Here is a 19039-nt window from a genome sequence, read left to right on the forward strand (position 1 = left end):
GAAAAATCCCGCGCCTGATGCGGCGCGGGATTGTTTCAAAAGATCAGCTTAACGATCTGAAAGGTTTAGAAAAAACCCTTGCGCTGCCACCAGCCGGCGCGCTTCGGCTTGTCTTCGGCCTTGGCGTCATCGGACACGTTCGAAGACACGACGGGGACAACCGGCGCGTCGACTGACTGTGGCTTACGCCGCGTTGGATGGGTAGGCTCCGCCTCCGTGGCCGCGGGAGCGGCAGCCGTCGGCTCCGGCTCCGGCTCGGCAGCCACAGGCGCAATCTGGGCCTCGGCCACAGGCTCGGACACCGTCTCGGCCGCGGCTTCCTCAGCCACCTTCTTGGCCCTCGAACGGCGGGGCTTCTTCGGCTTTTCGACCACCTCGGCATCGTCGTTAGCCGCGGCGGGAGCAGCAGGTTGCTCCGCAGGAGCGGCCATCGCCGGCTCGCTTACGGCGTCCTGGCCTTCAACCGACTCACCCTCGATATCGCCGACAGTTTCGCCCGCAGCGGCCTCCGAAGCTTCGTCCTCACGGCGGTTGCGCTTGCCGCCGCGCTTCCCGCGCCGGCGCTTCTTTCCGGAACCGTCGTCGGCATCGGCCGCTACGGCCTCGCCGCCGGCGGTCGCCTCCTCGGCGGCCTCGTCCGTCGTCTCGTCATCGGTTTCGCCGGCTTCCGTCGGCGCCGCCGCGACGTCCCCATTGTGCTCGCGGTCGCGATCCCTGCCGCCACGCCGCCGCCGGCGCTTGCGGCGCTTGCGGTCACGGCCTTCGCCATCCTCGGACCGCTGCTGGTGCTGGTCCTGCTGCCCGTGGCGCGGCTGTTCGGCCTGGACCGAGACCTCGTCCTCCGCTTCCTCGACGACAATCTCGTCCTCGGGCTCGTCCGGCTCGACATAGGCCGGTAGGCTGCGCACCTCGACAAAACCTTCCGGCTTCTCGGCGATGGCGCCGCGGAAGATCGCGTAATGCTGGGTGCCGAGCGTCTCGTCAGCCTCGATCGTGATCGTCAGGCCGAAGCGGGCTTCGAGCTCCACCAGGTTGGCGCGCTTATGGTTGAGCACATAGAGCGCGGTCGCCGACGGCGTGCGCACGATGATGTGGCTGCGCGAATCCTTGAGCAGGAATTCTTCGATCGCCCGCACGACCATCAGCGCCACGGAGGAATCGGAGCGCACATGGCCCGTGCCGCCGCAATGCGGGCAAGGCTTCATGGTCGATTCCAGCACGCTGGCGCGGATGCGCTGGCGCGACATTTCCATCAGGCCGAAGTGCGAGATGCGGCCTACCTGGATACGGGCGCGGTCGTTCTTAAGGTGATCCTTCAGCCGTTTCTCGACGGAGCGGTTGTTGCGGTTCTCCTCCATGTCGATGAAGTCGATGACGATCAGGCCGGCAAGGTCGCGCAATCGCAACTGCCGCGCGACTTCCTCCGCCGCTTCCAGATTGGTGTGGAGCGCCGTCTCCTCGATCGAATGCTCCTTGGTGGAGCGGCCGGAGTTGACGTCGATCGAAACCAGCGCCTCGGTCTGGTTGATGATGATGTAGCCGCCGCTCTTCAGCGTCACCTGCGGCTGCAGCATGCGGTCGAGCTGCGCTTCGATGCCGTTGCGCACGAAGATCGGCGTGGTGTCGCGGAACGGCTGAACCACCTTGGCGTGGCTCGGCATCAGCATGCGCATGAAATCCTTGGCCTCGCGGTAGCCGTCTTCGCCGGAGACAAGGATCTCGTCGATGTCCTTGTTGTAGAGGTCGCGCACCGAACGCTTGATCAGGCTGCCTTCCTCATAGACCAGGGCCGGGGCCGAGGACTGCAGCGTCAGGTTGCGGACGTTTTCCCATAGCCGCATCAGGTATTCGTAGTCGCGCTTGATCTCGGCCTTGGTGCGGCTTTCGCCGGCGGTGCGCAGGATGACGCCCATGCCCTGCGGCACGTCGAGATCGGCCACGACCTCCTTCAACCGCTTGCGGTCCTGGGCGTTGGTGATCTTGCGCGAGATGCCGCCGCCGCGCGCCGTGTTCGGCATCAGCACCGAATAGCGGCCGGCAAGCGACAGATAGGTGGTGAGCGCCGCGCCCTTGTTGCCGCGCTCTTCCTTGACCACCTGCACCAAAAGGATCTGCCGGCGCTTGATGACTTCCTGGATCTTGTACTGACGACGCACCGGCTTGCGGCGGTTGCGGATTTCCTCGAGCGCGTCCTCGGCGCCGACCGATTCGACCTCGTGCTCGTCCGAATGCGAGGCCGAGACGTCCTCCAGCATGCCGCGATCATCGTCGCTGGCGGCGGCTTCGCCGCTTTGCTGATCCGCCTGCGGCATCGCCTCGGAAATCACGTCGGCATCGATGCTCGCCGCAATCGAAGTAGGGCCGCCTTCGGAAGGCTTACCATCGTCGTCGTCCGTGGCGTCATCTCCGGCAGCCTCGGCGCCTTCAGTCGCTTCCGATACGGCCTCGACGGCCTCGGAGGCTGTTCCGGCATTTTCTGCCGGGGTAGCGGCGGTCTCGCCCCCGGCTTCCTCGCCCTCGGCAATCTCAGCGGCGGTTTCGTCAACGGCTGTTGCTTCGGCCGGGCTTTCCTCGTTCTCCGAGGAAGCGTGCTTGTGCTCGCCGCGGTCGCGGTTCTTGCCGCCGCGCCGGCGGTTGCGCCGGCCGCCGCGATCGCGCGCCTGCTGCTCTTCGCCGTTCTCCGCTTCCTCGTCGTCTTCGTCCTCGGCCTCCTGCGCCTCGGCGCGCAGCAGAGCCTGACGGTCGGCGACCGGGATCTGGTAATAATCGGGATGAATTTCGCTAAAGGCGAGAAAACCGTGACGGTTGCCGCCATATTCGACAAAGGCCGCCTGGAGGGACGGTTCGACGCGGGTTACGCGGGCGAGATAGATGTTTCCTTTGAGCTGCTTTTTGTCCTGGGATTCAAAGTCGAATTCTTCGATGCGGTTACCGCGAACGACAACAACGCGTGTTTCCTCCGGGTGGGAGGCGTCTATCAGCATCTTGTTGGGCATTATTTTGTTTCCTGCCGGCAGCCGACGGCCGCAGCTGGCGTGGCAATGCCCGCCGCTGTGCGCCTGTATCTGTGTGCATGCCGGATAATTGAATGTCCGCCGGCCGCCGCTTGAGCGCAATGGCGGTGCCGCCCGCAGCCATTACGGCGCGGTTTGATGCGGACCTTTCCATGATTGCGCTTGAAGCCATCGGCACCCGGCAGAACCTTTTGAACCAAAGCCCGGACTAAGCCGGACCAGCTTGTTTGCTCATAAAGAGCCGGCGCGGGACAAACCCGGCCGTTTTCCTCACGCAGGCGATTCCCCCGCCACGAGGGCACGCCTGCGAAAATCGTCGCGACCACCTGAGCCTGGAAGGGTAAAGGAGCCGCCTTTGCATCCAGCCTTTGGCAGGAAACTGCTGAGGCGAGCGGTTCCAGGATTGCAGTGATCCAATGTCGCTTTTATGATTTGGCGGGATGGAAGGCAACCCCGATTTCGGATGCCGGCAAAAAGCGCTTCCCCTGGGGAAGGCGCCTTCGTCCCGCTCCATGAAAGGCTTGGTTAACCTTCTCTGAATACCAATCGTTAATCGGGTTGGCGGCCTGACAGGCATTCTGCGAGAAGACCGGGCGCAATGCGTCAAACCGGGAGCGACGGATAAGAGATGGGATTGGCGGGCGCCGCAGACAAGAGGGATGGGGCCACCGGGCATCTCCTGCGCGTTACCTGGACTGGCTTGCTGCTGGCGGTCCTGTCCTGTTTCGTCGCCGCCGCGCACGCCGACACCCTGCTTGGCGCAACCGGCTACAAGATGGCCGGCGACGCCACGAAGATGCGCATCGTCGTGAATTTCGACCACGAGCCGGACGTCAAATGGTTCCTGCTGCGCGGTCCCAATCGCCTGGTCGTCGATCTGCCGCGCACGCGATTCGCGCTCGATGCCAAGGATGTGAAGCCGCGGGGTCTTGTACGGGCCGTTCGCTACGGCGATCAGGGACATGGCTCGCGCCTGATCCTCACCGGCAAGGGCCCTTTCGTCGTCGAAAAGCTCGACGTGCTCAAGAATGACGACGGCAGCGGCTACCGCATCGCCATCGATATGTCGGCTGCCTCCGAGCGGGAGTTCGACGAAGCTCTCGCCAACCAGTCGCTGACGACCGGTTCGACGGTTTCGACCGAAAAGGGCGAACGGGTCGGCACCGGACCGGTCTCGGCGCCCGGCCACCGCTTCACGGTTGTCATCGATCCCGGCCATGGCGGTGTCGATGGCGGCGCCGAAAGCTCCGCCGGCACGGTCGAGAAGGACGTCACGCTCGCTTTTGCCAAGGAACTGCGCGACAAGCTGGCCGCGGTCGGCAAATACGATGTCTACATGACACGGGACAACGACGTGTACCTGGCGCTCGACGAACGCGTGCGCATCGCGCGCCAGCACGAGGCCGATCTTTTGATCTCCGTCCATGCCGATACGATCGCCGTCAAAGGTCTTCGCGGTGCCACGGTCTACACGCTTTCCGACAAGGCTTCCGACCCGGAAGCCCAGGCGCTCGCCGATCGCGAGAACCTGTCCGACCAGTTCGCCGGAATGAAGATCGAGGACGACAACAAGGAAGTCACCGACATTCTGATCGACCTGATCCGCCGTGAGACCCATGGCTTCTCGATGAGCTTCGCCCACACGCTGGTGGGTCAGCTGTCGACCAGCGTCGGCATGATCAACAATCCGCAGCGCTCGGCCGGCTTCAGGGTGCTCAAGGCCCCGGACGTGCCGTCCGTCCTGGTCGAGCTCGGCTACCTCTCCAACAACAAGGACGAGGCGCAACTGCTGAACGCCGACTGGCGCGGCAAGGCGGCGCAAAGCATAACCAACGCGGTTGCCCTGTTTGCCGCCGCCAAGGCCGGAACCGCGACGGGCGGCTGACCCCGCCGGACCTGCCCGCAACTGCCGGACGTCTGCAACCGCAAGCGGCGTTGCATGACAACAACACCCGGCGTTATTATTCGGCAACCGAGTCCTCAAATTTCGCGCTGCCGTATTTTGTCCACATGGCCGCGACATGGGTTTTTCGATTGCGGATTGGGACCGCCCCGGGAAGCTTGCGCGACTGTCGGCTTCGTTTAGGAAATTCCCGAACCTCGGACTGGAGCGGGCATGATTCGTCTCATCGGCTATTTCTTTGGCATCGGCACGACGCTGGCGCTGCTGGTGGCGGCCGGTCTTGCCATCTATATCAGCCATCTGACCAAGGACCTGCCCGACTACGAGGTTCTGGCCAAATACGAACCGCCGGTGACGACGCGCATCCATGCCTCCGACGGCGCACTGATGGCTGAATATGCGCGCGAGCGGCGTCTCTATCTGCCGATCCAGGCCATCCCGGACCGCGTCAAGGCCGCCTTCATGTCGGCCGAGGACAAGAATTTCTACAACCATCCCGGCATCGACATCACCGGACTTGGCCGCGCCATCATCGTCAACCTGCAGAATCTCGGTTCGGGCCGGCGGCAGGTCGGCGCCTCGACGATCACCCAGCAGGTGGCGAAGAACTTCCTGCTCTCTTCCGATCAGACTTATGAGCGCAAGATCAAGGAGATGATCCTGGCCTTCCGCATCGAGCAGGCCTATTCGAAGGACCGCATCCTCGAGCTCTATCTCAACGAAATCTTCTTCGGCTTTGGCGCCTACGGCGTCGCGGGCGCCGCGCTCACCTATTTCGACAAGTCCGTCAACGAGCTGACAGTCGCGGAAGCCGCTTATCTCGCCTCGTTGCCGAAGGGCCCGAACAACTATCACCCCTTCAAGCACGCCGACCGTGCCCTGGAGCGCCGCAACTGGGTCATCGACCAAATGGTCGAGAATGGCTACGTCACCCGCGAGGAGGGCGACAAGGCCAAGGCCGAACCGCTCGGCGTGACGCCGCGCCGCAACGGTTCTTATCTGTTTGCCGGCGAGTACTTCACCGAGGAAGTCCGCCGCCAGATCATCGCGCGCTACGGTGAGAATGCGCTTTACGAGGGCGGCCTGTCGGTGCGCACCACGCTCGATCCGAATATCCAGCTTATCGCCCGCAAGGCGATGCAGAACGGCCTGCTCAAATACGACATGCTGCGCGGCTATCGCGGTCCGGTGACGCATATCGATGTCTCCGGCGACTGGGGCGTGCCTCTGGGCAATGTGAAGGGTCTCGAGGACGTTCCGGAATGGACGCTGGCCGTCGTCCTCGACAGCTCGGCAACCGGGCTAACCATCGGCATCCAGCCGACGCGGCAGATTTCCGGCGATCTGGTCAAGGAGCGCGTCCAGGGCACCGTCAGCAAGGAGGACATGGGCTTCGCCATGCGCCACTTCGTCAACGGCAAGTCCGTCAGGGCGAAGTCTCCGGCCGACGTGCTGGAGCCCGGCGATGTGATCTTCGTGCAGAAGAACGACGGCTCCGACAACACCTACATGCTGCGCCAGGTGCCGGAGGTCGAAGGCGGCCTCGTCGCCATGGATCCGCATACCGGCCGCGTGCTCGCCATGGTCGGCGGCTTCTCCTACGCGCAGTCGGAATTCAACCGCGCCACCCAGGCGATGCGCCAGCCCGGTTCCTCGTTCAAGCCGATCGTCTATTCGGCGGCGCTCGACAATGGCTACACGCCGGCTTCGGTGATCATGGACGGCCCGATCACCATCCAGAGCGGCAACACCACCTGGACGCCGAAGAACTATGACGGCACGGTCGCGGGCCCGGCCACCTTGCGCTCGGGCATCGAAAAGTCGCGCAATCTGATGACCGTGCGGCTGGCCAACGACATGGGCATGAAGCTGGTCGTGGAATATGCCGAGCGCTTCGGCGTCTACGATCATCTGGCGCCCTATCTGCCGATGGCGCTGGGCTCGGGCGAGACGACCGTCATGCGCATGGTGTCGGCCTATTCGATCATGGCCAATGGCGGCAAATCGATCAAACCATCGCTGATCGACCGCATCCAGGACCGTTACGGCAAGACGGTGTTCAAGCAGGACGAGCGCGGCTGCGAAGGCTGCAATGCGACCGAGTGGAAGAACCAGACCGAGCCGGAGCTGGTCGACAATTCCGAGCAGGTGCTCGACCCGATGACGGCATACCAGATCACCTCGATGATGGAGGGCGTCGTGCAGCGCGGCACCGGCGCCACCATCGGCGAGCTCGGCCGCCACATCGCCGGCAAGACCGGCACGACCAATGACGAGAAGGACGCCTGGTTCATCGGCTTCACCCCGAACCTCGTCGTCGGCCTCTATATGGGCTATGACACGCCGCGCGGCCTTGGCCACGGCGCTACCGGCGGCGGCTTGGCGGCCCCGATCTTCAAGGACTTCATGCGCGTTGCGCTCGACGGCAAGCCGAACACCGACTTCCAGGTTCCCGACGGCATGAAGCTGATCGCAATCAACCGCAAGACCGGCATGCGTGCCGCCGAAGGCGATCCGAACACCATCATCGAGGCTTTCAAGCCTGGCACCGGTCCGGCTGACAGCTACTGGGTGATCGGCATGGGCGCGGATGGCTCGAACGGTTCGGGCGGAGCGCTGTCGCCGCAGGCCAACCAAGCCATCCAGGACGGCGGCGGCGGCCTCTACTGACCTTGCTCGATTTCGCGATGGGCCGGCAGGGTGGTGCCGGCCCATTTCGCTTTACAGGCAGCGATGCCGTGCCTATGTATCGCGCCTATTCCGAAAAAGACCGAAAAGAACAGGACCGAACCAAGAGCCATGCGCGCGGAAACGCTCAACATCGTCGACGAGATCAGGCAGGCGATAACCCTGCTGAGGAGGCATCTTTGACTGGGATCAGGCTGTAAAGCGGCTTGAATACCTGAATTCGCGCGCCGAGGATTCCAGCCTCTGGAATGATCCGATCGAAGCGCAGAAGCTGATGCGGGAGCGCCAGGAGCTCGAGGACGGCATCGCTGCCGTCAAGGGGATGACGCAGGCGCTGGAAGACAATATCGGGCTGATCGAACTCGGCGAGGAAGAGGGCGACGACGGCATCATCGCGGAAGCGGAGGCGGCGCTGCGTTCGATGCAGGGCGAGGCGAAGGCGCGCCAGGTCGAAACGCTGCTGTCGGGCGAGGCCGACGCCAACGACACCTATCTCGAAATCCATGCCGGCGCCGGCGGCACCGAGAGCCAGGACTGGGCCTCGATGCTCCTGCGCATGTACACGCGCTGGGCCGAGCGTCGCCGCTTCAAGGTCGAGGTGCTGGAAGTCCATGACGGCGAAGAAGCGGGCATCAAGTCCGCCACCGTGATGATCAAGGGCCACAACGCCTATGGTTGGCTTAAGACGGAGTCCGGCGTCCATCGCCTGGTGCGTATTTCGCCTTACGACAGCAACGCACGGCGCCACACCTCCTTCGCCAGCGTCTGGGTCTATCCGGTCATCGATGACTCGATCGAGATCAATGTTTCCGAATCGGACGTGCGCATCGACACCTATCGTTCCTCGGGTTCGGGCGGCCAGCACGTCAACACCACCGACTCGGCGGTGCGCATCACCCATCTTGCGACCGGCATAGCGGTTGCCTGCCAGGCCGAGCGCTCGCAGCACAAGAACCGCGCCAAGGCTTGGGAAATGCTGCGCTCGCGGCTTTACGAGGAAGAGCTGAAGAAGCGCGAGGCGGTCGCCAATGCGACGGAAGCGTCGAAGAGCGACATCGGCTGGGGGCACCAGATCCGCTCTTACGTGCTGCAGCCCTATCAGCTTGTGAAGGATCTGCGCACCGGCGTCGAAAGCACCTCGCCTTCGAGCGTGCTCGACGGCGACCTCGACGAATTCATGGAAGCCTCGCTCTCGCATCGCATCGAGGGCGGCGCGGGCGAAGCGGTGGCGGACCTCGACTAGGATATGCCCACATTCAGGTGAGGTTGGCCTGCGAACGATGATTTCCTGCGCTTCCGGTGCTCACGTACTGAAGTACGCTCCGCTCCGGTTCTCGGAAACCATCATTCTCGGCTCAGCCTGACCTGAATCTGAACATATCCCGCCTGGGGACCAAGGAGGAAGCCGGTGTCTACGGTACTTGCGGGAAAATGCTTCTGCGGCGCCGTCCACTATGAGGTTGCGGACGAATTCGTTTACGCGGCGAACTGCCATTGCTCGAACTGCCGGCGCACGACAGGCTCCGCGTTCAAGCCGTTTGCCGGCATCGAGCGCGACAAGTTCCGTCTCATCGCGGGCGAGGGCGGGCTGCTGATCTTCGGCGACGAGAGCGGCCACGACGCGCATTGCGGGCGATGCGGCTCGCTCCTCTATTCGTTGGTCCGCGACGGCGCCTACGTGCATGTCGCCATGGGCACGCTGGTCGACGAGCCGACGATACGGCCGAGCGCACACATTTTTGTCGGGTCCAAGGCGAAGTGGTTCACAATCGCCGACTCCCTGCCGCAGTATGATGAGCACGTTCCCGACTGAACGTCTGGAACCAGCTTGAGCCGAATCTCGTTGTCGGGCACCAGATCCGCGCGGCTAACTGCTCATTAACCAAGCCGACGCACGATTCTGGATGGCAGAGGTTGGCGTGAAGCGCGGCATTGCCGTTGGCAAGCGGATGCTTGCGCCAGCCAGGGAATCAGCCCAGCCTTCGGGCTGGGTAAAAAGCATTTATGGCCGGATGCGGCATATCTGCGACCGACGATCCGGCCACTGGGAAGACACGTTCCGGGAACGGGCAAGCGAAAACGCTTGATGCTCGAAAGGAACGCTTCGATGTCTGCTGCCATATCAAGATCGGCCCAAGCCGTTCGACCGGCTGGCCGACTTTTGTTCTCCCTGTTCGCCGTTGGAGCGATCGCAGCGCTGGCGCCACCGGCTGCTGCGCACGATGCCCAGCCCACCGCGGCCATGCCGCAAGGCTGGAAATACCCCTTTGCCTGTTGTGCCAACTACGATTGCAAGGAGGTGCCGCAGTCGTCGATCAGCGAGCGGCCCGAGGGCTACGTCATTAAAGGTACGGGCGAGGTGGTGGCTTATGCCGACAAGCGGATCAAGAATTCGCCCGACGGCGAGTACCACTGGTGTGCGCACCAGGCCGGGCTCGACGCCGGCAAGACCATCTGCCTGTTCGTGCCGCCTCCCTCCTACTAGGGCTCCGAACCTGCCGCGGAAGGCGAGGCGCTGGGGCTCGATCCACGGCAGGAGAAGGCTGCGGACCTTGCTGACAGACGGTTGTCAGGACGGTTTCTTTATGTTGCCTTGCACCGAGCAATTCCAGGAAAAGTGCGTAGCGGTTTTCCGTCCGGAATTGCGTGAAACCAGGATGCGCAATTCCAGGAAAAGTGCGTAGCGGTTTTCCGTCCGGAATTGCGTGAAACCAAGGGCGCGGCTGACAACGGAGAGGTTGAGTCCATGACCATCAGGGGAAGCTGTCACTGCAAGGCGACAACCTTCGAGGTTGCCGAGGCGCCGCGGACGGTGACGCAATGCACATGCTCGTTCTGCTCGAAGCGGGGCTCGTTATGGGCCTACTATGTGCCGTCGCAATTCAAGCTGACGAGCCCGCCGGAAAACGTCTCCTTCTATCGCTGGGGCTCAAAGACGGTGAAGCATGGTTTCTGCGCCATTTGCGGCTGCGGCACCTTCACCGAGACGCCTGATTGGTCGACCGGAAAGCCGGATTTCGACAACCCGAAGATCAGCGTCAATTCGCGCCTGTTCGATGATTTCGATCTGGACAAGGTCGAGGTGGTGGTCATCGACGGCAAGAATTTGTGGTAGAGCCGACAGGGGAGCCACCGCCGGACATTACCGGCGGCATTCCCGTTCCGTTTTTCGCCGCATTTCATGTTACAAGGCTGCGGAAGGGCTGATTTGGCGCGGTCGCAAAGGCCGCGAATTGGAGAGGGACCAATCTCATGAAGAAGACTGTGCTCGTCGCCGTGGCGGCGGCTCTATTGGTGAGCGCCTGCACCACCACCGATCCGTATACCGGCGACCAGAAGATCTCCAACACGGCGGCCGGTGCCGGCCTCGGCGCCCTGGCAGGCGCCAGCCTCGGCCTGCTGGCCGGCGGCAACGACCGCCGCAACGCGTTGATCGGCGCCGGCATCGGCGCGCTCGCCGGCGGCGCGATCGGCGCGACGATGGACCAGAACGAGGCCGAGCTTCGCCGTCAATTGCAGGGCACCGGCGTCAGCGTCACCCGCAGCGGCGACCAGATCATCCTCAACATGCCGTCCGACATCACCTTCAATGTCGACCAGGACGCGGTGAAGCCGGGCTTCTATCCGGTGCTGAATTCGGTCGCGCTGGTGCTGAAGAAATTCCGCCAGACCACTGTGGACGTGTTCGGCCACACCGATTCGACCGGCGGCGACGAGCACAATTTCGACCTGTCGCAGCGTCGCGCGCTTGCCGTCGCAAATTACCTGTCCGGCCAGGGAGTCGACCAGCGCCGCTTCGCCGTCACCGGCTTCGGCAAGACCCGCCCGATCGCATCCAATGCGACCGCCGCCGGCCGCGAGCAGAACCGCCGCGTCGAAATCCAGCTGTCGCCGCTCACCTGAGAAAACGGCGCGCAGAGGCGCAATTCCATCAAAACAAACGGCTCCGAAAGGGGCCGTTTTTGTTTGAAATGGCCTAAAGATGGGTCGAAGGCCTTGGACATTAGTTTGTTCTAATTAATGCTTTTCCAGAACCGGGGAAAGGACTAACATTCTGCTGTTCCAGAGGGGATGGGGCGGTCAATAGGCCGCGCAATCGACATCTGCCGCCCCGGTCTTGCACGGCCAGATCAAGAGAATCTGGGAGGAATGCATGACAAGAACAGCTCGCTTGGGGCGCTGCGGCGTCCTCGTTTTGGCATGTCTTATCGGCACATCGCTCGGGCTCGCTGCGGCCCGGGCCGAGGACGCCAACAAGGCCGACATCGAAGCCTTGAAGAAATCGCTGGCCAAGTATGAAGATTACACCGCCGCTGTTCGCGACCTCTATTTGTCGACCGTCGGCTGCATCCACTATGGCGGCGAGAAGATAGACGGCGCTATGTACTATCAGAGGGGTGCGATGGGCATCCATTTCGTCAACGTCCCGAGCGTCGGCAAGCCGCTCGACCCGATGAAACCCAACGTCCTGATCTACGAGCCGACCAAGAAAGGCTTGAAGCTGGTCGGGGTGGAATGGCTGGTGCCGCTGACGCCGGACACCAAGGAGGTGCCGACGCTGTTCGGGCAAAAATTCATGGGGCCGATGGAAGGCCACTATCCGCTCATTCCGAGGGAGTTCGTCCACTACGACCTGCATGCATGGCTGTTCAAGGACAATCCGAACGGCATGTTCAGTCCAACGAACCCGAACGTGAAATGCAGCAGGGCCGAGTTCCCGATGCTCGAGAAGCCGACCAAGATGATGCCGGGTCCGATGTAGGCATCGTCTTTGGCTGAATTGCTTCAGGCGAAGCCAAAACGAAACGGCCCCGTGTGGGGCCGTTTTCAATTCAGCTATGCCGGTATCGACTTCAGACCTTCGCGACGATCCGCATGAAGGCCGGCACGTCGTCGCCGAAGCCGACGGTTGCGTCGTCTTCTTCCTGACGATGGCGGCCGGGGCGGTCGCGCTGCGGACGGGCGTCGCCGCGCTGCTCGTGACGGTTGCCAGGGCCCTTGCGCTCGTTCTCGGAACGGATCGCATCCTTGCGGGCGCGGCGTTCGGCGATGTCGGCCACTTCGGCGACAGGCTGTTCCTCACGCGCGGCATCGGGCGTCTCGTCGCGCTTGGCGTGACGGTCCTTCTTGCGCTCGCCCCGGTCCTTGCGGTCCTCGTCCTTGCGGCCGGCGCGACGCGGGGCGCCGCGGCCGCGGCGCGGCTGCTCCTCGCCCTCGCTCTCGGTCACGGTCGACAGGTCGCCGTCATGCCACTCGATCTTGGTGCCGATCAGCCTCTCGATGGCATCGACATATTTGGTGTCGGAGCGGGTGGCGATGGTGAAGGACTTGCCGGCGCGTCCGGCGCGGCCGGTGCGGCCGATGCGGTGGACGTAATCCTCGGCGTGGATGGGCACGTCATAATTGAAGACATGGCTGACATCGGGAATGTCGAGACCGCGCGCTGCGACGTCCGAGGCAACGAGGTAGCGCAGCTTGCCGTCGCGGAAATTGGCGAGCATCTGCATGCGGGCGCGCTGGTCCATGTCGCCATGCAGCGCGCCGGCATCGAAATCATGCTTCAACAGCGAGCGGAACAGCTCCGACACCTCGACCTTGCGGTTGCAGAAGATGATGGCGTTCTTCAGATCGGCGTCTTCGGCCTTGATCAGGTCGCGCAGCGTCTCGCGCTTTTCCCAAGGTTTTGTGCCGGACTTGACCAGCCGCTGCGTGATACTGGTCGCCGTGGAGGCGGCCTTCGATACCTCGACGCGCACCGGCGCGTGCAGGAACTTCTCGGTGAGCTTGGTGATCTCGGGCGGCATCGTCGCCGAGAAGAACAGCGTCTGGCGCGTGAACGGGATCATCTCGCAGATGCGCTCGATATCGGGAATGAAGCCCATGTCGAGCATGCGGTCGGCCTCGTCGATGACGAGGATCTCTACGCCGTTGAGTAGAAGCTTGCCGCGCTCGCGGTGGTCGAGCAGGCGGCCGGGCGTCGCGATCAGCACGTCGGCGCCGCGCTCGAGCTTCTTGTCCTGTTCGTCGAAGGAGACGCCACCGATCAACAGCGCGATATTGAGCTTGTGGTTCTTGCCGTATTTGATGAAGTTTTCCTCGACCTGCGCGGCGAGCTCACGGGTCGGTTCGAGGATCAGCGTGCGCGGCATGCGGGCTCGCGCCCGGCCCTTTTCCAGGCGCGTCAGCATCGGCAGCACGAAGGAAGCAGTCTTGCCGGTGCCGGTCTGGGCGATACCCAGCACGTCCTTGCCGAGCAGCGCATGCGGGATGGCGCCGGCCTGGATCGGAGTCGGCTTGGTGTAGCCGGCATCGGTGACCGCGGAGAGAACCTTCGGCGACAAGCCGAGGTCTGAGAATGTCAACGCTTCTTGAGCGATCGTGGTGTCTGAGGACAAGTGTTTGTTGTCTTTGTTGGTTGGGAAAATCGCGACACGGTAGCCGCGGCAGGCGCCGCGCGCCTGCAAGATCGGTGTTGCAGTTAGGCGCAAGCCCTCGATTTGTCAACAGAAACGGACCGAAATACAGCGATTGTGAAGACGTAACCTTAATCGCGATGCTTAAAGCGCGTCGAGCTGAAACGGTTTGAGGCTCCGCGCTTTATATCTTTGCTTGATCACGCCGTATGCCCAAAACCGCTGCGCGCTTTTCGGCGACATGCATTGATCGAAACGATATCCTTGCGCCGGCTCAGTAGCGGAACTGCTCGGCAAGGATACGCTCGTTCCAGGAATGGTTCGGATCGAACAGCAAAGTTGCCGTCGCCGTCGGCGATTCCCGCACGGTGACGGAGGCCACCGCCTTGACCTCGGTATGATCGGCCGCGGCATTCACCGGGCGCTTTTCGGCTTCCAGGATGTCGAAGCGCACGGTCGCCTTGTTGGACAGCAGCGCCCCGCGCCAGCGACGCGGCCGGAAAGGACTGACCGGCGTCAGCGCCAAAAGCGGCGCATCGAGCGGCAGGATCGGCCCATGCGCGGACAGATTGTAGGCGGTGGAGCCGGCGGGCGTCGCGATCATCACGCCGTCGCAGTTCAGCTCCTCCAGCCGCACCTGGCCGTCGACGGTGATGCGGATCTTCGCCGTCTGATAGGACTGGCGCCACAGCGCCACCTCATTGATGGCCGGCGCTGAAATTGTTTCGCCGTCATGCGTCACGGCGACCATTTCCAGCGGCCGGATCGTCTCGGAGACCGCGTTGGCGATGCGTTCCTCTAGGCCGCCGGCGCGATATTCGTTCATCAGGAAGCCGATGGTGCCACGGTTCATTCCGTAGACCTTCTTGCCCGTGCTCATCGTCTCGCGCAGCGTCTGCAGAAGAAAGCCGTCGCCGCCGAGCGCGATGATGATCTCGGCATCCGCGACAGGCACCTGCCCATAGCGCGCGGACAGGCTTTCCAGCGCCGCGCGGGCGTCGTCGGTGTCGGAAGAAACGAAGGCGAAACGGCTGTCGGCTTTGCTCATGGCTCCCGGAGGGCGACCGTCTGCGGGGCCGCGCCGGCGACGGCGTAGCATGCGCCGCCCACATCTGTGAAGGGCGCAGCGCCAGCTGGCGGTCACACCCGACAATCGCGCTTCGTGACAACCGCGACATGAATGTGATGGCTGCTATGGTTAAGGCGAAGCTTAAACACTCGTAAAGCCGGATCGATCATGTTAGCCGACAGTGGATGGGTTGGCGGGGGCTGGCCAGTCGAGAGACCTGTCTATTGCCGGTAACGCGTCTGATCATAGTCTTCCTGATGATGGGAAGTTTCGCGCTGATGTTCGCCGAGCTGGTGCGTCATTCCGAAGAGATGAGCCAGCGGCCGCAGCCGACAGCTTCCCGCTGCGGCGACGCCACGGGAACACTTTGCCCGCAAAGGGCGCTTTAAGGCAATTCCGGGAAACGCGCGAAGCGGGTTTCCGTCCGCAATTGCATCAGCGCCGAGCGATGAGCGGTTTGCCGTTCCCATGAAACGCCGTGCGGGATGACATTCACCAGATACGCGGCATCAACGGCGCGCGGTCGCGATGACTGCGGCTAACTCCCTCTTTCGTGAAATCGCGTGGGAAGTTCCATCTGGCTTGGTTCCGCACGTATTTGCCAGATCTGCGGGGTGGTGAAAACGCGCTCGCTGGATTGCCTAGCAATTCGCCAGGCTCTATGGGTCTTTTCGATTCAACCTTGGGGCGAGCGCGCTCCGAAAACAAAGTCGGCGTGATGATGCATGCAATAAGTCGTAAGGATCGCCGCTCGGTGTTGGTCGCGGGAGGCAGTGGTTTCATAGGCTCGCATCTAGCCGATCGTCTCCTGCAGCGCACGGATATCGACTGCCTTGTTGTAGTTGACAACTTATGGACCGGCTCGCGCCAGAACCTTGCGCACCTTAACGATCCGCGATTGAGCCTTGAGATCGAGGATGCGGAGGCCTTCACCACCTCGCAACGGTTCGATGAGATCATTCACCTCGCATCGCCCGCTTCGCCGTGCTGGTACATGAGCGATCCGGCACGCACCATTCGTGCCAATGTCGGCGGGGCTTTCAACCTTCTCGGTTTGCTCAAGCCCGGCGGCCGCTTCTGCTTTTCATCCACCTCGGAGGTGTATGGGGATCCGCAGGTCTCCCCACAGCCGGAGAGTTACCGAGGTTCAGTGGACTGTACGGGCCCCAGGTCTTCCTATGACGAAAGCAAGCGTTGCACGGAAGCGCTATTGTTCGAGACCCAACGCACGCAGGGCCTCGACGTGAGAGTGGTGCGACTATTCAATGTATACGGACCTCGCACACGTATAGATGACGGGCGTGCGATTTCGAACTTCATAAGCCAGGCGCTGACGACTGGAGTGCTGACCGTCTATGGTGATGGCCTGCAATCGCGCAGCTGGGGTTATGTCGATGACATCGTCGACGGATTGGAGCGTTTCTTCTGGCGCGACAACATTTCACATCGTGGCCCGCTCAATATCGGCAACAATTGCGAGGTTCCGGTCCTGGATATCGCGAAATTCGTCTGCTCCCTGGTTCCCGGCAGCTCGATCGTCCATCATGAACCGGTTCCTCAAGATCCGACAAATCGTTGCCCTGACTTGAGATTGGCCAAGCGTATTCTTCCTGGGTGGGAAGCCGTTACAGGCTATCAGGAAGGTATTCGACGGACCCTTGAGTGGTTCCGGAGCCAGATTGCCGCCCCTGCCGCGGTCCCAGCCTAGATCACGATGACGTTTCGCTGAATCGCCATCCCGATCCAACTCTTTGTTGGAGCATGATCTTTTCCGAAGACCGGTTCCCACTTTCGGGATCATGCTCTAGTTCTTAAGAGTTTGGCCGACTTCGCTCAGGAAGGCCGGCCTCTCATCGACACCGTCTCCGATCGACCTTCGAGATACGGCACGAAAACGGTCTCGAACGCCTTGAGCGCCGCGCCGATTGCCTGGTGCATGTCGAGATAGCGGTATGTTCCGAGCCGGCCGCCGAAATGAGTGTTTTGTTCGCTACGAGCGCGCGCCTGGTAGCGCTCGTAGATACGTTGGTCGGCTCGGGTGTCGATAGGATAGTAAGGTTCGTCGCTGCGACGAGCAAAACGCGAGAATTCGCGACCGATCAGCGTCCTGTCGCCGTCAAATTCACGCTCCGGGTTGAAATGCCTGAACTCGACGATGCGCGTGTAGGGCACCGCTTCGTCGGCGTAATGCATGATCCCTGTGCCTTGATAGTCCGGCGTGTCCACATGTTCGAACTCGATGTCGATTGTCCGCCATCCGAGGTCTCCTTCGGCGTAGTCGAAATATCGGTCGATGGCGCCCGTGTAGGCGATCGGAATATTCTTGGGTAGCGATCCTTTGATCTGGAAGAAATCGATGCCGAGCCTGGTCTCGATGAGCGGGTGCGCAAGCATCTTCTGGAAGATTGCCGTATATCCTTCGAGCGGCTGTCCCTGGTATCGATCGTTGAAATAGCCGTCCTCGAATGTATAGCGCACCGGCAAACGCGAGATGATCTGCGGCGGAAGCTCGCGCGGATCGGTCTGCCACTGCTTGGCAGTGTAGCCTCTGATGAGCGCCTCGTAGAGCGGGCGCCCGATAAGCGAGATAGCTTTCTCCTCGAGATTGGCCGGCTGCCGGTCGCCGAGTTCGGACGATTGCTCGGCAATCAGCGCTCGCGCTTGATCCGGGCTGAGCCGTTTGCCGAAGAACTGGCAGATCGTCGCCAGGTTGATCGGCAAGGAATAGATCTGATCGCGATATGAAGAAAACGCACGGTGCCGATAGGAGTTGAATTGCGTGAAGGTGCGCAGATAGTCCCAGACCTCTTTATTGGATGTATGGAAGAGGTGAGGCCCATAGCGATGGATCTCGACGCCGGTGGCAGCGTCGGGCTCGGTGTAGGCGTTGCCGCCTATGTGCGCGCGTCGATCGATCACCAGCACACGGCGGCCAAGCCTGCTTGCAACACGCTCGGCAAGCGTTGCGCCGTAGAATCCCGCCCCTACGACAAGAAGATCGGCGCCGTTCAACATGTCATGGCCCCTTCGGCAGTCCGATCCGGAGGCGGCTCGATCGCGATGGTCGAGAGTTCGGCCGCCTTGAAATGCTGTCGGCGAACATGCCGCCACAGCGTTTTCTTCAATCGATACACCTGTCTGAATGCATTTAGCCGTCGGGCGTAATGCAGCATCATGCGCAGGCCTATGGCAGTCTTCGATCGCCAAACGCGCCCTTTTCTGTCCACGGCCTCATAGGAGATCGGATAGAATTCATCCAGGAAAAATCTGGCCTTCAACTGGGCGTATTCCGCCTTGGGTGTAAGGCCTTTTTCCAACATCGCTTGGGCAAGCGCGCTTCCGACAGGGCGCGTGTGACGAATCGACAAGTGATCGAACACGGCGGACTTGCGACGGTTGTCCGGCGCCAGGCGCGTCCAAATCGAATCAAGGCCGAAGCCGCTCATTGAATGTTCGAAGAGCGGCAGCATCTTGACCAGCACGTCGGCTCTGATGCAGGGAGCCATAATCTCGACCTTATCCACGAAGCGGAACTCGAAGCTGTCGCAACGCATGAACGGCAGATGCGAAAAGTAGCTGTCGAGCGTCAGAGAGGGTTGGCCGACATCGAGGTCGAGCCGGCGCATGTTCGCAAACATAGCTTCGATCGTTCTTCGATCTGCTTCGAGATCATCGTCCGGAAGCCAGAAATACCGATAGCGCTGGAGCAAGTCCGGCTGCTCACTGAACAGCGCGAAAAGGCCGTCAAACTTGCCGCCTTTCCGATCCACTCGTCTTTCGTAAGGCAGGCTGAAGGCCGATGGATCGGATCCGTAGTAGCTAACGATCAGGTCGAAGTCGCATCCTGGTTCGTCCGCGCCCCAACCACGATGCAGGGAACGGTCGCCGGCTCTGACGATCACGAGATTGCGGTGGCTGGTCGGCTGCGGAGATCTGCTGGTGGAATTCATGC

General features: G+C 62.1%; 15 protein-coding genes. 10 read left to right on the forward strand and 5 right to left on the reverse strand.

What is annotated here, in order from left to right; all coding sequences use genetic code 11:
• Nucleotides 1-65: 65 nt before the first annotated feature.
• Nucleotides 66-2996 carry a ribonuclease E/G gene (locus FJW05_RS25860; RefSeq protein WP_140636755.1) on the reverse strand — a complete coding sequence of 977 codons (2931 nt, stop codon included), beginning with the start codon at nt 2994-2996 and terminating at the stop codon, nt 66-68.
• A gap of 92 nt (nt 2997-3088) precedes the next feature.
• Here FJW05_RS25860 and FJW05_RS27545 point away from each other — a divergent pair, with 92 nt between their 5' ends.
• The 9 genes from FJW05_RS27545 to FJW05_RS25900 all read left to right on the forward strand — a co-directional run bounded on the left by FJW05_RS27545 (nt 3089) and on the right by FJW05_RS25900 (nt 12367).
• The gene (locus FJW05_RS27545; RefSeq protein ID WP_181165077.1) at nt 3089-3226 is read left to right on the forward strand and encodes a hypothetical protein; all 138 of its coding nucleotides are present in this window, start codon (nt 3089-3091) and stop codon (nt 3224-3226) included.
• A gap of 416 nt (nt 3227-3642) precedes the next feature.
• Nucleotides 3643-4899: an N-acetylmuramoyl-L-alanine amidase gene (locus tag FJW05_RS25865; protein WP_140636757.1), complete on the forward strand. Its 1257-nt coding sequence runs from the start codon at nt 3643-3645 to the stop codon at nt 4897-4899.
• A gap of 231 nt (nt 4900-5130) precedes the next feature.
• Nucleotides 5131-7587 carry a penicillin-binding protein 1A gene (locus FJW05_RS25870; protein ID WP_140636759.1) on the forward strand — a complete coding sequence of 819 codons (2457 nt, stop codon included), beginning with the start codon at nt 5131-5133 and terminating at the stop codon, nt 7585-7587.
• Nucleotides 7588-7716: 129 nt separating this feature from the next.
• Nucleotides 7717-8848, forward strand: a protein-coding gene (gene prfB, locus FJW05_RS25875) for a peptide chain release factor 2 (protein WP_140636761.1) whose coding sequence is annotated in 2 segments (ribosomal slippage) — nt 7717-7782 and nt 7784-8848 — 1131 coding nt in all. Because the reading frame shifts where the segments join, the coding sequence is not laid out codon by codon here.
• Between the two features lie 165 nt (nt 8849-9013).
• On the forward strand, nt 9014-9418 hold the full coding sequence (locus FJW05_RS25880; RefSeq protein ID WP_140636763.1) for a GFA family protein: 405 nt from the start codon (nt 9014-9016) through the stop codon (nt 9416-9418).
• Between the two features lie 294 nt (nt 9419-9712).
• On the forward strand, nt 9713-10090 hold the full coding sequence (locus FJW05_RS25885) for a hypothetical protein (RefSeq protein ID WP_140636765.1): 378 nt from the start codon (nt 9713-9715) through the stop codon (nt 10088-10090).
• A 261-nt stretch (nt 10091-10351) separates the two neighbouring features.
• On the forward strand, nt 10352-10720 hold the full coding sequence (locus FJW05_RS25890; RefSeq protein WP_140636767.1) for a GFA family protein: 369 nt from the start codon (nt 10352-10354) through the stop codon (nt 10718-10720).
• Between the two features lie 137 nt (nt 10721-10857).
• Nucleotides 10858-11508, forward strand: coding sequence for an OmpA family protein (locus FJW05_RS25895; protein ID WP_140546436.1), 651 nt, complete (start codon nt 10858-10860; stop codon nt 11506-11508).
• A 250-nt stretch (nt 11509-11758) separates the two neighbouring features.
• Nucleotides 11759-12367: a hypothetical protein gene (locus FJW05_RS25900; protein WP_140636769.1), complete on the forward strand. Its 609-nt coding sequence runs from the start codon at nt 11759-11761 to the stop codon at nt 12365-12367.
• A gap of 91 nt (nt 12368-12458) precedes the next feature.
• Here the strand turns inward: FJW05_RS25900 and FJW05_RS25905 are convergent, their stop codons facing one another.
• Both FJW05_RS25905 and FJW05_RS25910 read right to left on the reverse strand, forming a co-directional pair.
• Nucleotides 12459-14000: a DEAD/DEAH box helicase gene (locus tag FJW05_RS25905; protein WP_181165078.1), complete on the reverse strand. Its 1542-nt coding sequence runs from the start codon at nt 13998-14000 to the stop codon at nt 12459-12461.
• A gap of 292 nt (nt 14001-14292) precedes the next feature.
• On the reverse strand, nt 14293-15066 hold the full coding sequence (locus FJW05_RS25910; RefSeq protein ID WP_140546433.1) for an NAD kinase: 774 nt from the start codon (nt 15064-15066) through the stop codon (nt 14293-14295).
• 742 nt (nt 15067-15808) lie between these two features.
• Between FJW05_RS25910 and FJW05_RS25920 the strand changes: the two genes are divergently transcribed.
• Nucleotides 15809-16795: an NAD-dependent epimerase/dehydratase family protein gene (locus FJW05_RS25920; protein ID WP_140636811.1), complete on the forward strand. Its 987-nt coding sequence runs from the start codon at nt 15809-15811 to the stop codon at nt 16793-16795.
• A 125-nt stretch (nt 16796-16920) separates the two neighbouring features.
• Here FJW05_RS25920 and glf read toward each other — a convergent pair whose 3' ends face one another.
• Together glf and FJW05_RS25930 are read right to left on the reverse strand one after the other, a co-directional pair.
• Nucleotides 16921-18102 (reverse strand): UDP-galactopyranose mutase, encoded by a 1182-nt coding sequence (gene glf / locus FJW05_RS25925; protein ID WP_140636773.1) that lies wholly within the window; start codon nt 18100-18102, stop codon nt 16921-16923.
• Nucleotides 18096-19037, reverse strand: a complete 942-nt coding sequence (locus tag FJW05_RS25930) for a hypothetical protein (RefSeq protein WP_140546431.1) — start codon at nt 19035-19037, stop codon at nt 18096-18098. The genes glf and FJW05_RS25930 overlap by 7 nt, the downstream gene beginning before the upstream one ends.
• Nucleotides 19038-19039 lie beyond the last annotated feature (2 nt).

Source organism: Mesorhizobium sp. B2-9-1 (assembly GCF_006439455.1).
GTDB lineage: Bacteria > Pseudomonadota > Alphaproteobacteria > Rhizobiales > Rhizobiaceae > Mesorhizobium.

Bases quoted from the DNA above. Each gene is read 5' to 3' on its own strand.
- FJW05_RS25860 (WP_140636755.1), bottom strand. From the start codon at position 2,996: ATGCCCAACAAGATGCTGATAGACGCCTCCCACCCGGAGGAAACACGC.
- FJW05_RS27545 (WP_181165077.1), top strand. From the start codon at position 3,089: ATGTCCGCCGGCCGCCGCTTGAGCGCAATGGCGGTGCCGCCCGCAGCC.
- FJW05_RS25865 (WP_140636757.1), top strand. From the start codon at position 3,643: ATGGGATTGGCGGGCGCCGCAGACAAGAGGGATGGGGCCACCGGGCAT.
- FJW05_RS25870 (WP_140636759.1), top strand. From the start codon at position 5,131: ATGATTCGTCTCATCGGCTATTTCTTTGGCATCGGCACGACGCTGGCG.
- FJW05_RS25885 (WP_140636765.1), top strand. From the start codon at position 9,713: ATGTCTGCTGCCATATCAAGATCGGCCCAAGCCGTTCGACCGGCTGGC.
- FJW05_RS25890 (WP_140636767.1), top strand. From the start codon at position 10,352: ATGACCATCAGGGGAAGCTGTCACTGCAAGGCGACAACCTTCGAGGTT.
- FJW05_RS25895 (WP_140546436.1), top strand. From the start codon at position 10,858: ATGAAGAAGACTGTGCTCGTCGCCGTGGCGGCGGCTCTATTGGTGAGC.
- FJW05_RS25900 (WP_140636769.1), top strand. From the start codon at position 11,759: ATGACAAGAACAGCTCGCTTGGGGCGCTGCGGCGTCCTCGTTTTGGCA.
- FJW05_RS25910 (WP_140546433.1), bottom strand. From the start codon at position 15,066: ATGAGCAAAGCCGACAGCCGTTTCGCCTTCGTTTCTTCCGACACCGAC.
- FJW05_RS25920 (WP_140636811.1), top strand. From the start codon at position 15,809: ATGCATGCAATAAGTCGTAAGGATCGCCGCTCGGTGTTGGTCGCGGGA.
- glf (WP_140636773.1), bottom strand. From the start codon at position 18,102: ATGTTGAACGGCGCCGATCTTCTTGTCGTAGGGGCGGGATTCTACGGC.
- FJW05_RS25930 (WP_140546431.1), bottom strand. From the start codon at position 19,037: ATGAATTCCACCAGCAGATCTCCGCAGCCGACCAGCCACCGCAATCTC.